This is a genomic window from Acidobacteriota bacterium (genome assembly GCA_016713675.1).
Taxonomy (GTDB): domain Bacteria; phylum Acidobacteriota; class Blastocatellia; order Pyrinomonadales; family Pyrinomonadaceae; genus OLB17.
In genome coordinates, this window is the sequence record JADJOS010000001.1 from 2750683 (window position 1) to 2763040 (window position 12358).

The following is a 12358-nucleotide window of genomic DNA, read 5'->3' on the forward strand; positions in this document are numbered from 1 at the left end:
TATAGCGTGAGGAGAAACAGATTGAGAAATATAGTATTGGTCGTCTTGTTCATAGCGTTTGGCGGGCAAAGTGTGCTTGCACAGGGCTGGATCGCTCATACGCCGACCGGCAAAGCCGATCTCGTTGCGGTCTATTTCACATCTGCGTCGCGTGGATTCGTGGCGGGCGACGAGGGCTTTTTGTCATCGACGAGTGACGGCGGTAAGACCTGGACAAAGTATTTTCTCAACACCAATCAGAATATTAATGAGATCTATTTTCGAAACGAAGATAACGGCTATCTTGTTGCCGGCCGGTTGCTTTTTATAACGCAGGACGGAGGCCGGACTTGGCAGGAAACTCGCATCTACAAGTCAACAGATTTTAAGAATGGTTCGCCTGAGCTTATCAGCATTCGATTTTCCGATAAGAAACGCGGCCTCGCTATCGGTTCGATCGTCAACAAGGACGACGAGATCATAGATTCACTGGTGATGAAGACCGACGACGGTGGCGACACATGGACCCGCATCATTATTCCAACAAAGGCCGAACTGTTTCACCTCGATTTTAACGGCAGTTCGCATGGTTGGATCGTCGGTGACAAGGGCTTGATCCTCGCGACCGAAGACGGCGGTGCAACGTGGCGTACTCAGCGGTCCGGCATTTCGCGTGCCCTTTTCAGTGTGGATTTTCGTGATGATGAGAACGGGTTTGCGGTCGGCGGCGGCGGAACGATCATACGAACAGAAGATGGCGGCAGGACGTGGGAAAAGATAAATACCTCATTCACAGATACATTCAAACGTGTAAATTTTGCGGATGACAAGAACGGCTGGATCGTCGGCCACCGCGGGATAATACTCCGTACGCAAGACAAGGGAAGAACCTGGGTTCGCCAAGAAGGCAATGTCAAGGCAGATCTCTACGGCCTCTTTATGGCAAAAAAATACGGCTGGGCCGTCGGTGCGGAAGGTGCGACGGTCGAATTTCAAAGATGAACGTCCGCAATTAAGTGCATTTTCTCGGAGTTCTGAACATCTGAATGATGTTTGAGAATATTAGCACACCAATTGTCAATATGATCGCCCGGCGGACCGGTAAAAGGTCCGCAACCCATAGTAAATCAAGGATCCGGACGGCCGGATCTATGAAGCATGTTCTGTTTCAGGCCGAGCACACCGCATTATTTTCCGGGTTTAGATTTCACGCGAGCGGCATTTTGAGCTAGTTGAGCAGCCCTGGGAAGTGCTTCGATAGCCTTAGCGGCCTGTGCGTCATCCTCGATGAGGACCTGTTGAGCCGAGACACTGCCGAAGTTTGCAATTGCGACCTCATAGCGAAGCCTGAGTCCGATAAATGCCGCCTCGGTACGGGTGATACCGCCGGCGATATTGAATTCGGGGTGAGACATCAGATAGCTCTCAAACGCTGAGACCAACGCGGCATTTCCCGGGAGATCCGAGGATTCGATCCGCGTTCCATAACTGACATTGATGGTCCGGCCACTAGGTACATACCCCGCGACGCGGCCGTTCGCTGCGTCGCGAACAAAAAAGAACATCGGATCCAAAAGCGAGATCTGGCGTTCCGACATCGACGGCAGCTTGACTACCTCGTCCGGCAAAATTCCGTCGCCTCCGAATACTTTTCGGTCGGTAACCGTTCGGGCCTCAAAATAAGGTTTATCTATCGCAGCAGATGTCGGCACGTGGTTGAAATATTCGTAAAGCCCTGTCTGTGTATAATCACGCTGTATGGAACGGCCGGCCGGCGTCAGATATCTCGCCGTTGTAAGTGTCAGACCGGAGCCAGCCGGGAGGTCAAGAACACTTTGCACGAGGCCCTTTCCGAATGTCCGCTCACCAACGATCAGTGCCCGATCTTGATCCTGCATCGCACCGGCTACGATCTCTGATGCAGATGCGGAGTTTTCGTCAACCAGGACGACGAGCGGCATCGTTTCGGGAGTTGGATTTGTCGAACGCCAAACGCGGTTGTCGAGCCGGGAACGACCTTTCTGTGTAACGATCACGGATCGAACCGGCAGAAATTTCTCGACGACCTTTACCGCCTGATCGACTATTCCGCCGGGATTTCCGCGGAGATCGAGCACCAGCGAACGCATTCCCTGACGCTTCAGCCTAAGCATTGCTGAGTTGAATTCGTCATTGGTTGTGTAATTAAATCCGTCGGTGAGAGCGATATAGCCGATGCCGGGACGGATAATGTATGCGTCCGGTATCGACGGCTGCGGCACGGGGCCGCGGCGAAGTGATACTGTTTCCTCTCGGTTCGTTGCGGCACGCAAGAGAGTTACTTTGACCATCGTGCCGTCCGGCCCGCGAAGTTTGTCGCGAACGACGGCGGACTCACTGCCCACGACACGTTCACCGTTCACCGCTACGATCCTATCGCCATATCGGAGTTCAGCTTTAGCGGCGGCCGAGCCGGGAAATGCCGCGACGATATAGGTGTTCGCGTCTCCGGAGATCTCATAATTTGCGATCGACGCACCGATCCCGCTGTAGCTGCTCTGTTCCTCATCGAGCATTTCTTTCCATTCTGCGGGATCGAAATAGGTGGAATGCGGATCGAGTGTCGACAGTGCGCCTTCCATCGTGGACTTAGTTAGATCGTTCAGTGTGATCTTTCGGCCCGAGATGTGATTGCGGCGAATAATATCCTGCGCTTCGAGGATCTCGGCGGCGATCCGAGTGGGCTTTGAACTGCCGGAAACGTCGAAACCGCCGTTTCCGCCGGATGCCGAGAATGAACTGCCATTTTTGAGAATAAATGGCTCAGCCGGCTTATCGAACGGCAAACGAGCCTGTGCTCCGACCGACGAGGCAAAAGAGCAGAGCACAAGAACACAAACGATCGAACGAATATTCGCCATAATTTCGGCCCGCAAAAACGCAACACACCACTCTTCGAGGCATATTGCGAATGCATTTCAGATGCTCTCGAAAATTAAAAATCCGGCGGTGCGAGCGGCACCCAGCATCCGCCGGTTCAAGGTTTGTATGCTGCGATAATACGTCTAATCGCCGACAGATTCCAGCCAAATCGCAACGAATTTTAGACTGTTTGATAAAAGCGGATTTTTGATTCAAAATCACCGTATGCCGGAAGAAAGCCCAAATGATCTGACCGTTCGGCTCAGACGCCTGATCGAGACCATCGATATCGCTAACGTGCTTACGGAGCCGATCACGACATCGATCAACGAACTCCTTGCCGTTTCTGCCGCGAAAATGAATTCGGAAGACGCTTCGGTCCTTGTTCGCGAAGGCGAATTAGGCGATCTGCGTTTCCTCGCGGCAACCGGTAAGGTCGCCGATCAGCTTATCGGAATGCATGTGCCGGCCGGGAAGGGAATAGCGGGATTTGTCTTGATGTCAGGACAGCCGATGGCCGTTTCGGACGTGGGCGAGGACAGCACGTTTTACGCAGAGGTCGATCGTGCGACCGGCTATTCGACGCAGACGATCCTGGCGACGCCGCTGCGGTTCAAAGACGAGATCATAGGCGTGCTCGAATTCATCAATCGCAGCGGCTCCCAGCCGTTCGCGCCGTTTACGTCTGACGAACTTGATACGGCTGCCATCTATGCCGATTCGATCGCGTCGCTGGTAAGTGCACATGAATCTGCGAAATTGCTTCGCGATCTGAGCACAAAGGTTCTGGCAGAATCACGGGAATCGGATCTATCGGCCATGCGGGACTGGCTCGCAGGAACACGTAATTCCGCCGAGCACCGCGAACGGATGGACCTCGCCGTCCTGCTTCGCGAGGTCGCCGGCCGAGGCGACGCCGAGCGCAAATTATGCCGCGAACTGCTGGAATCGATCGTACGGTTCTCGGACGAAAAGGGTGAGACGAGCTATTTGCAGTATTAGGAAAAGATCAGCCCACGAAATGCACGAAAATCACGAAACAAAGAAAGTGTTTAGGAAACATTTAATTGTCAGTATGCGGCAACCATCTGAATTCCAATATTTCGTGCCTTTTGTGTTTTTCGTGGGCCAACTCTTATGATTGATGAGTCACAATTTCTCGGGACGATGTCGGCTTACTTTGCGCCGAGACATAATTGGCGCGAGGCGACCGGACGCGGCGTAACGGTCGCGATCGTCGACAGCGGCATCGAGACCGAGCATCCTGATCTAACGGGTAAGGTGATCGAATCGGTCGAGGCCCGTGTAGAAGGTAATCGGGTGGTTTTTGATGCTTCGACCGCGGGCGATTCGGCGGGTCACGGGACCGCGTGTGCGGGAATCATCGCGTCGATCGCACCGGACGCGAAATTTGCGAGTATCAAAGTACTTGGGGCGGGCGGACTTGGTGATGGCCAGGTCTTTCTGGCGGGACTCGAATACGCGATCAAAAAGAAATATAAGGTCATCAACCTCAGCCTCGGCACGACAAAGCCTCAGTTCTTTTCTCCGCTCCATGACATGCTCGACCGTGCGTATCAGGCGGGCTGCATTGTCGTAGCGGCCGCAAACAATCTGCCGCAGCCGAGCTTTCCGTCAGTATTTTCGTCTTCGCTGGTCTCGGTGATAAAAAGCGACGAGACCGATCCGCTGAAATTCGGGTTCAAATACGGCGACGTGATCGAATTGACAGCTCCCGGCGTCAACGTCCGCACAGCATGGCCCGGCGGCGGGCACCGTAACCTTACGGGCAACAGCTTTGCCTGCCCTCACATCGTCGGCATCGTCGCACGCTTTGTTGAGGGATATCCTAATCTCACGCCATTTCAGGTCAAATCCGCCCTTTACGCGATCGCGAGAGAGAATCAGGAAAAATCGTAAGAGGTTTGCCACGAATTACAGGCAGACCTCAAATTCAGACCCGATAAAAATCTACATTTGTGCTTTTCGGGTAAATCGTCAGTAAGTTTCCTAATTCTAAGGTGTTCACCTTTCACGATCTTCCGAGGAAGCGGGGTCGAGTTCCCAACGGTCTCGGTCACGTTTTTCGAGCTTTTGTTCGCCCCCTAGCGGTTCGTTATCCTCGTACGTTAATCCCATCGCTACGCCAAGGTCTTCGACGACGCTCTGGTCCGGCGTGGGATTTTCGCCGCCGACAGATTCTTCGCCTACCGCTGAATCTTCCCATGCTGCGTCCACATCACCGCCGGACAAGATCGGCGAAGAATCCGTGTTCTCGATCAATTTCGAGATCATACTTTGAGTTTCTTCTTCGCCGACGTCGGCAGCTGTGTCAAATTCGGCTCGGGTCTCGACATCGATGATCCCGTCGTCAGCCGCAAATTCCTCTTGTTCCATATTTCGTCCTCCGGTACCCATTTTAGGTGCCTAGCGAAAGCCCGGACGTCTTCAACATCATATCAGCCGCGATATTTTTATTGGACTATTCGGTCGTCTTGCCATCAAATTCCTCTTTATCGGTCTCGGCGTCACGCTTGGTTGGACGAACTATACCGTCGCGATGATGCGGCGGCGAGTAGATCGTATACAGCTTCAACGGCTCCGTCGCCGACGTGTTAATCACGTTGTGTCGCGAGCCCGATGGAACGACGATCGCATCGCCGTCAGTCAGATCGTATTCGTTGCCGTCGATGATGCACTTACCGGTGCCCTTTTCGACGCGGAAGAATTGATCATTGGAAGTATGGGTCTCGAGCCCTATCTCTTCATTCGGCAGCAAGCTCATCAAAACAAGCTGGCTATATTTTGACGTGTACAAAACCCTGCGAAAATCGCTGTTTGCGATCGTTTCTTTTTCAATCGATGATTTGAATCCTTTCATTGTTTTTACCTCGCTTTCTCCCTCTACGTTAAATGTACGCCCGTTTTCGACCGGGAAATGTGTGTTGGGTCACAGTACTTCGTCATTTATTCTTGCTGACAAAGAAGAACACGAACAAGCCGTTAGCCTGTTCGTGCTGTTGATGAGGTTCTTTAAGGTATATTGGGGGAAATTAGGATGTGACCAGGCTGAGGAGGTGTCCCATTTGAAACTTTTTGACACTGAGATATTTCTGGGTATCCTTTGACGGCTCGAATTCGATCGCGACGCGTTCAACGACCTCGATGCCGCCGTTGCGGATCGCCTGGATCTTGTCCGGATTGTTGGTCAGAGCTTTAACGCGGGTTAGGCCGAGGTCGCGGAGGATCTCGACGCATTGTTCGTATCGGCGGGCGTCGACATCGAGGCCGAGTTTTACGTTTGCTTCGATCGTGTCAGCACCTTCGTCCTGCAGTGCGTATGCCCGGATCTTATTGATAATGCCGATCCCGCGGCCTTCCTGCTGCTGATAGACGACAACGCCGCGGCCTTCTCTCGCGATCGTTTCCATCGCAAACTGCAGCTGCTCACCGCAATCGCATTTAGCCGAATGAAACACATCACCCGTCATACATTGCGAGTGGATTCGAACGGGAACCGCATCGGCCGTCCTGAGTCTGCCCTTGTAAACAACGACAAATTCCTCGTCGCTGGTTAGCGATCTATATCCTGCGATGCGAAAATCGCCGTATTTGGTCGGCAGTCTTGCGTCGGCGGCTTTGACAACCGACGGAATAAGTCCTAGAAAAACATTGGTTTGTGAGTTTTGAGTCGATTCCAAGATCATAGTTCTGGTTATAAAGAAAACTAAGGCGAAATTACTAATAAACTAACACTGTGATTCAAGTGAGCATTTCGCTCGCAGCATGTGATTGGATTCATAAAGCTGCGGATAAGTTTGGAAACAATTGAAAGCGGGTCCGCGGCTCGCTGATTTTGATTTTTGTCGGGCAAAGTGTTCTCATTGAAGTAGCGATAAATTCCAACTTTTGTTGGTCAAATTGAAAAGAATTTATGTCAGAAACATTCAAATTACCGCCGCTTGAGATCGAGGAATACCGCCTGGCTAACGGGCTTCGGGTTGTGCTTAATTTTGATAATTCGGCTCCGGTCGTGTCGGTTGCTGTCTACTACAACGTCGGTTCGCGGAACGAACGCCCTGACCGCACCGGCTTTGCGCATTTGTTCGAACACATGATGTTCCAGGGCTCGGAAAATGTGCCTAAGGCTGGGCATTTCCAACATATTATGAAAGCCGGCGGCACAATGAACGGCACCACGTCGAGCGAGCGTACGAATTATTACGAAACGCTCCCGGCGAACCAGCTGCCGCTGGCACTCTGGCTCGAATCCGACCGCATGCGATCTCTGGCCGTCACGCAGGAAAATCTCGACAACCAACGCGAAGCTGTCAAGGAAGAAAAGCGTCTGCGTTACGACAATCAGCCGTACGGCCAAATTTTTGATCTGATCAATGAGATGATCTACAAGAACTTTGCCAATTCGCACTCGACGATCGGTTCGATGGACCATCTCGACGCTGCGACGGTCGAGGACGTTCAGGAATTTTTCCGCATCTACTACGCTCCGAATAATGCGGTGATTGTCTTGTCCGGCGCATTTGAGGCAGCGACGGCAAAAGAGCTGATCGAGACGTATTTTGGCGACATTCCTTCACAGACATTGCCGCCCGAACTCGATGTGACCGAACCGGTCGAAGTCGCTTCGACGTACAAAGAGTGGGAAGACAAACTAGCACCGTTCCCGGCGTTTCTGATCGGCTGGAAGATACCGCCAAGGCGTTCGGCCGAATTCTATGCGTTGTATCTAGCCGGAAAGGTGCTCTATGACGGCGACAGTTCGCGGCTCTATCAGAAATTGGTAAAGGGCGAAGAGTCGGTCATCCAATTGTTTGGCTTTACTGACGAACGCCGCGGCCCTTCGAGTATTTTTATCGGAGCGATCCCAAAACCTGAAAAGGATCTAAGCAAGATCCGCGAGACGATAATGAATGAGATCCACGATCTCGCAACCCACGGTCCAACGACCGAGGAGATGGAAAAGATCGAGAATCAGCTCATCAACGATTCCGTCCGTATACGACAGTCATCGATGTCGCGAGCCCAACAGATCGCTGAATTTGCACTTTATGACGGCGATCCGACGATCGTCAATACCGAACTCGAATCACTGCTTTCCGTCACTGCCGATCAAATAAGAAATGCGGTCGGAAAGTTTTTGAACACCGAGAACCGAGCTCTTCTTGATGTAGTCCCGGCGGGAAAAGGATGAGAATCCAAATTTTATGACCCCAGAATTACGAAAAATTGCTCCGGCGCCTTTGGCTCCGGTTGCGTTCGAAATACCAAAACCGATCCAAACGACCCTCAAGAATGGAGTGCGCGTGGTTATCTTTCAGGACGAGCGGCTCCCGTTGGTCAGTTATCGGCTTGCGTTCCATTCGGGCGACATCCACGATCCAAGGGATATGACGGGCCTGACATCGGCGATGACCTCGATGTTGACGGAAGGCACGAGCGAATATACTAGTCTCCAACTCGCCGAAAAGATCGAACGGTTAGGGGCGAGCATTTCTTCGAGTTCGTCGGACGATTTTACGATCGTTGCGGCGTCGAGTTTATCTCTCTATGCGACCGAGGTGCTCCACCTAATGGCAGAGGTCGTACTGCGGCCGACATTTCCGGAGGAGGAACTGGATCTTTATCGCAGAAATACGGTCGAGAATCTCAAATTTCAGCGATCCCAGCCCGGTTTTCTCGCCGGCGAACAGGCAGCGAGGCTTGTTTACGGCAAACATCCGTATTCGAAAGTATCACCTAGTGCCGAAGACATCGAAAAGCTGACCCGAGAGCAGGTCGTGAAATTTCACACCGCTCGATTTGTTCCGAATAACGCGATGTTCATCGTGGTCGGTGATGTCAACAAAGACGAATTTCTCGCGGACCTGAATGAACTTTTTGGTGATTGGGAGCAGGGAAGCGGCGTGTCGCACGATTTTCCGGAACCGCCCGAGCGAAATGCACGCAGCATCACGATCGTTGACAGGCCGGGCTCGGCCCAGTCGAATATCGTACTCACGAACCTCGGCGTCAAACGCGACGACCCTGATTATTTCCCGCTGATCGTGATGAACCAAGTGCTCGGTGCCGGAGCTTCTTCACGAATATTTATGAATCTTCGTGAGGAAAAGGGATATACATACGGAGCATACACCCGGCTCGAAACAAAGAAACTCGCAGGCGAAATTGAGGCGACCGCTGAAGTTCGAACGGCCGTTACCGGTGATTCGCTGAAAGAGTTTTTCTACGAATTGGAGCGGATCCGAACTGAACCGGTCGGCGACGAAGAGCTTGCCGACGCTAAGAATTTCCTGACCGGCGTTTTTCCGCTGCGTGCCGAGACCCAAAGCGGCATGACCACGCTGATCGTCAATCAGCACCTCTACGGCTTGCCTGATGACTATCTCCAAACATATCGCGATCACGTGGATGCAGTAACGCCCGAACAAGTTCTGGCAGTTGCTCAAAAGTGTGTTCGGCCGGATGAAATGGCGATCGTGATAGTCGGTGATGCCGAGGAAGTTTTGCCGCAGGTCGAAAGCTATGCGGCGAGTGTCGAAATATTCGACACCGATGGACATCCTCAGGATGTCGAAAAGTACAAAATGAACAATAATGATCAAGGGACAGCAAATGTTGCCGGAAAATGGTCGCTGATGGTCGATTTTCAAGGTCAGCAATTGCCGGTTTCTCTAACTCTCGAGCAGAACGGCGAAAGTGTTACTGGTGTCCTGGAAACAATGCTCGGCAATGGCGATATTACAGGCGGTATGGTGACGGGCAGCAAACTCGCCGCGACAGCCAATGCTGAAATGCAGGGGCAGCCGATCGAATTTGCGATCTCCGGGAAGGTCGACGGCAACGCAATGAGCGGTACGCTATCGGCACCGATCGTCCCCGACCCGCTGCCGTTCACGGGAACGCGATAGGATTTGCCACAAAATACACGAAAGGCACGAAATAAGAGATCCTATTTCGTGCCTTTCGTTTGTTTCGCTGGCCAATATCCTGCATCTGCTCGGTGAATTGGATGATCGCGAAGTTTGCCCCTGACGGATCGGCAACCATCGACATTCGGCCGACCCCCGGTGCGTCAAACGGCGGAACTTGGACGCTGCCGCCATTTGCCGTGATCTTTGCGACAGTATCGTCCGCATTGTCGACGGCAACGTACGTTGCCCAATGCGATGGCAGACCGCCCCAATCGTCGCCTTCCATGCTCATCATGCCGCCGGTTGCAGTACCGTCTACTATGATCTCTTTATAGTCCATTCCGGCCGCTACCTTCGATTGTTCAAGCGTCCAATCAAAGAGCTTTGTATAAAAATCGAGGGCCGCTCCGAGATCTTTCGTTCGGAGTTCTCGCCAACAGATATCACCATGTTTAGGAATTTCAAAATCAGCCATTGTGCCCTCCTTCTGCCATCTTAAATGTCGATATCATCGCTCCGGTCGGATCTTGAATGATCGCCATTCTGCCGGTATTTGGTATATCCATTGGCCCGTGAACGACCTTTCCGCCGAGTTCCACCGCTAATTTCGCATTTTCGTCGACGTCGTCGACTGCAACATATGTCATAAAATGCGGCGGCGGCAGGGGTTGTCCCTCGACGCACATCTCAGGTGTGATCTCATAGAGTCCTCCGGCCGGATAATCACCACCGGTTGAGTACTCGTGATAGGCGAATATCCCGTCGGTCGCGTTGCTGTCCTTAAATTTCCATCCGAATACGTTCGTGTAAAATTCCTTACACTTTGCCGCGTCAGAACTGGCGATCTCGGTCCAGCAAAAACTACCCGTCGCGGGTCCGGCAAATCCACTTGCTTCTTGTGCCATAGTTTTTCTCCTATTATTGGTTTTACGAAATGTTCGAGTATATTGTCCCAATGCGCATTTTTACGCAAGGGAAAAGATATTAGTTCAATGGGAGTTAAGAAAACGCTTTGAGCTGCGGGCGGGAGCATTCTCTGCCTCATGGAGTAAGGCGGACGGGGCGATCCGCAGCTCAAAACTTCGTGTGTGCCCGGATAGGGCACTTATCCTGCTCGACGCATCGGCACGGCGGTACCTGCGTTCCGATTCAATGTCTGTAAATGATCGATCAGATCCGACGCAGCCCGTTTTGAAAGCTCATCAACCCGGCATTTGAGCAGCTGTGAACATTCCTGTTCGGCATCAAGATCCGCTTCGCGGGCGATCGCACGTATCATGCCGAGCTGTTTTGCCGTCACCATGTCGCCAAGGCTCTTCGCGACGGGATCGCTGAATTGACGCGTTTCGCTGATCTGAACGACATCGTCCTGCTCGACCAGATCGAATTCCTTTTTATAAAGCTCACGGGCGATGCCGAATTTTACGGCCGCACGTTTCAGGGCGTCGTGTTCGGCTTTCTTGATCCCGGTCTCACTGGCCGTCTTGCCGGTCCCGACACCTTCGCGGGTAATTCCATCGATGGTTATCGCTACCGTTACAGTAATAATGTCGCCGATCGGCCGGATGTCCTTCACCGTATGGCCCCAATTCGGAGCGTGTTCATCGAGTATGTCGGCTACCGTATGCCATTCGACATATTCGACCATGTGCATCTGGCCGTTGCGGTCGCGGCGTCCGGCTCGCTGCCGGATCAAATGCGGGTCAACGGTCTTGCGAAGTTCACGCAAGGTCGATGAAAAATCAAGGACATTACTCAAAGTTTCTATTTCATCAAAAATAGTTTCCGTTTCGGTTCCGTTCGTTTCGTTTACTGTGTTGCGTTTCATTTTCATTTCTCCTACTTGTGTATCTGCATCAATTCGTCCGTGTAGTTCGTGTCGGGCGTGTCTGAGGTGCCCGTAAATACTTGGATTTGCTGACGCCTGTTCGCCGCGTGTCAGACCATGCGACTCAGTTAGTTATCAATAGATGCATCCCATACGTTGCATCTGTGATACAGATTAGCAAATAAAATTATTTGTTGCAAGTGTGAAATTTGGTGTTGCATTTAATATTTTCGTATGTTATGTTTTATCTGTGCAATGGAAAGTGCTTTATGGCACTAACAATTCATGGAGGCAAAAGGAGAATAATATGGGTTCATATAAGAATGAAAGTTTATTGAGTACGGTCGAGTTGGGAAAGGCGATCAAGCGACGCCGCGAAGAGCTCGACATGAGTTTGCGTGACGTTGCTGACGTGACAAATGTCTCGGCTTCGACGCTCTCGCGTATTGAGAATGGAACGGGTCGTCCCGATGCGGACAACATCGCTCGGCTTTCGAAATGGCTGGATATGCCTGTCGATCGAATGATGTTCGCACAGTCGGGCGAAACCGTCGAGCCAGTGGTCTATTACCCGCACGAAGCTACGCCTGAGATCATCAAGGCTCACCTGCGTGCAGACCGTAAACTAACCCCGGAGACAGCCGAAGCCTTGTCCGAGCTGTTTCGCGTGGCATATCAGCAGTTCAGCAAGAAGAAGTAAGAACCGTCGGCTAATTAC

The 12358-nt window shown here is 52.1% G+C and carries 13 protein-coding genes; 6 read left to right on the plus strand and 7 right to left on the minus strand.

The annotated features are described in order from the left end of the window. The first annotated feature begins 21 nt into the window (after positions 1-21). Positions 22-981 carry a hypothetical protein gene (locus IPK01_12635; GenBank protein ID MBK7934307.1) on the plus strand — a complete coding sequence of 320 codons (960 nt, stop codon included), beginning with the start codon at positions 22-24 and terminating at the stop codon, positions 979-981. Between the two features lie 185 nt (positions 982-1166). Here IPK01_12635 and IPK01_12640 read toward each other — a convergent pair whose 3' ends face one another. Then, complete coding sequence (locus IPK01_12640) at positions 1167-2879, minus strand: S41 family peptidase (protein MBK7934308.1); 1713 nt, start codon at positions 2877-2879, stop codon at positions 1167-1169. A 226-nt stretch (positions 2880-3105) separates the two neighbouring features. On the opposite strand from IPK01_12640, the gene IPK01_12645 reads away from it, so the two are divergent. After that, on the plus strand, positions 3106-3882 hold the full coding sequence (locus tag IPK01_12645; GenBank protein MBK7934309.1) for a GAF domain-containing protein: 777 nt from the start codon (positions 3106-3108) through the stop codon (positions 3880-3882). A gap of 135 nt (positions 3883-4017) precedes the next feature. Continuing rightward, a complete protein-coding gene (locus IPK01_12650) occupies positions 4018-4800 on the plus strand; it encodes a S8 family serine peptidase (protein ID MBK7934310.1) in 783 nt (260 codons plus the stop codon). A gap of 105 nt (positions 4801-4905) precedes the next feature. On the opposite strand, the gene IPK01_12655 is transcribed toward IPK01_12650, so the two are convergent. The 3 genes from IPK01_12655 to ribA form a co-directional block, all read right to left on the minus strand. Then, positions 4906-5277, minus strand: coding sequence for a hypothetical protein (locus IPK01_12655; GenBank protein MBK7934311.1), 372 nt, complete (start codon positions 5275-5277; stop codon positions 4906-4908). Positions 5278-5362: 85 nt separating this feature from the next. Beyond that, positions 5363-5761 carry a cupin domain-containing protein gene (locus IPK01_12660; protein MBK7934312.1) on the minus strand — a complete coding sequence of 133 codons (399 nt, stop codon included), beginning with the start codon at positions 5759-5761 and terminating at the stop codon, positions 5363-5365. 172 nt (positions 5762-5933) lie between these two features. Continuing rightward, positions 5934-6587, minus strand: coding sequence for a GTP cyclohydrolase II (ribA, locus tag IPK01_12665; GenBank protein ID MBK7934313.1), 654 nt, complete (start codon positions 6585-6587; stop codon positions 5934-5936). Positions 6588-6814: 227 nt separating this feature from the next. On the opposite strand from ribA, the gene IPK01_12670 reads away from it, so the two are divergent. Further along, positions 6815-8092, plus strand: a complete 1278-nt coding sequence (locus IPK01_12670; GenBank protein MBK7934314.1) for an insulinase family protein — start codon at positions 6815-6817, stop codon at positions 8090-8092. 13 nt (positions 8093-8105) lie between these two features. Continuing rightward, a complete protein-coding gene (locus tag IPK01_12675) occupies positions 8106-9809 on the plus strand; it encodes an insulinase family protein (protein ID MBK7934315.1) in 1704 nt (567 codons plus the stop codon). Here the strand turns inward: IPK01_12675 and IPK01_12680 are convergent. From IPK01_12680 to IPK01_12690, 3 genes are all read right to left on the minus strand, one after another. Beyond that, a complete protein-coding gene (locus IPK01_12680) occupies positions 9793-10287 on the minus strand; it encodes a VOC family protein (protein MBK7934316.1) in 495 nt (164 codons plus the stop codon). The genes IPK01_12675 and IPK01_12680 overlap by 17 nt on opposite strands. Next, positions 10280-10717, minus strand: a complete 438-nt coding sequence (locus tag IPK01_12685) for a VOC family protein (protein MBK7934317.1) — start codon at positions 10715-10717, stop codon at positions 10280-10282. The genes IPK01_12680 and IPK01_12685 overlap by 8 nt, the downstream gene beginning before the upstream one ends. A gap of 200 nt (positions 10718-10917) precedes the next feature. Then, positions 10918-11640 carry a hypothetical protein gene (locus tag IPK01_12690; protein ID MBK7934318.1) on the minus strand — a complete coding sequence of 241 codons (723 nt, stop codon included), beginning with the start codon at positions 11638-11640 and terminating at the stop codon, positions 10918-10920. A 307-nt stretch (positions 11641-11947) separates the two neighbouring features. Here IPK01_12690 and IPK01_12695 point away from each other — a divergent pair, with 307 nt between their 5' ends. Next, positions 11948-12340 (plus strand): helix-turn-helix transcriptional regulator, encoded by a 393-nt coding sequence (locus IPK01_12695; GenBank protein ID MBK7934319.1) that lies wholly within the window; start codon positions 11948-11950, stop codon positions 12338-12340. Positions 12341-12358 lie beyond the last annotated feature (18 nt).

Excerpts from the sequence above, each read along its gene's own strand:
- IPK01_12670 (MBK7934314.1), top strand. The coding sequence starts at position 6,815 with ATGTCAGAAACATTCAAATTACCGCCGCTTGAGATCGAGGAATACCGC.
- IPK01_12690 (MBK7934318.1), bottom strand. The coding sequence starts at position 11,640 with ATGAAACGCAACACAGTAAACGAAACGAACGGAACCGAAACGGAAACT.
- IPK01_12680 (MBK7934316.1), bottom strand. The coding sequence starts at position 10,287 with ATGGCTGATTTTGAAATTCCTAAACATGGTGATATCTGTTGGCGAGAA.
- IPK01_12695 (MBK7934319.1), top strand. The coding sequence starts at position 11,948 with ATGGGTTCATATAAGAATGAAAGTTTATTGAGTACGGTCGAGTTGGGA.
- IPK01_12650 (MBK7934310.1), top strand. The coding sequence starts at position 4,018 with ATGATTGATGAGTCACAATTTCTCGGGACGATGTCGGCTTACTTTGCG.
- IPK01_12660 (MBK7934312.1), bottom strand. The coding sequence starts at position 5,761 with ATGAAAGGATTCAAATCATCGATTGAAAAAGAAACGATCGCAAACAGC.
- IPK01_12640 (MBK7934308.1), bottom strand. The coding sequence starts at position 2,879 with ATGGCGAATATTCGTTCGATCGTTTGTGTTCTTGTGCTCTGCTCTTTT.
- ribA (MBK7934313.1), bottom strand. The coding sequence starts at position 6,587 with ATGATCTTGGAATCGACTCAAAACTCACAAACCAATGTTTTTCTAGGA.
- IPK01_12645 (MBK7934309.1), top strand. The coding sequence starts at position 3,106 with ATGCCGGAAGAAAGCCCAAATGATCTGACCGTTCGGCTCAGACGCCTG.
- IPK01_12675 (MBK7934315.1), top strand. The coding sequence starts at position 8,106 with ATGACCCCAGAATTACGAAAAATTGCTCCGGCGCCTTTGGCTCCGGTT.
- IPK01_12685 (MBK7934317.1), bottom strand. The coding sequence starts at position 10,717 with ATGGCACAAGAAGCAAGTGGATTTGCCGGACCCGCGACGGGTAGTTTT.
- IPK01_12655 (MBK7934311.1), bottom strand. The coding sequence starts at position 5,277 with ATGGAACAAGAGGAATTTGCGGCTGACGACGGGATCATCGATGTCGAG.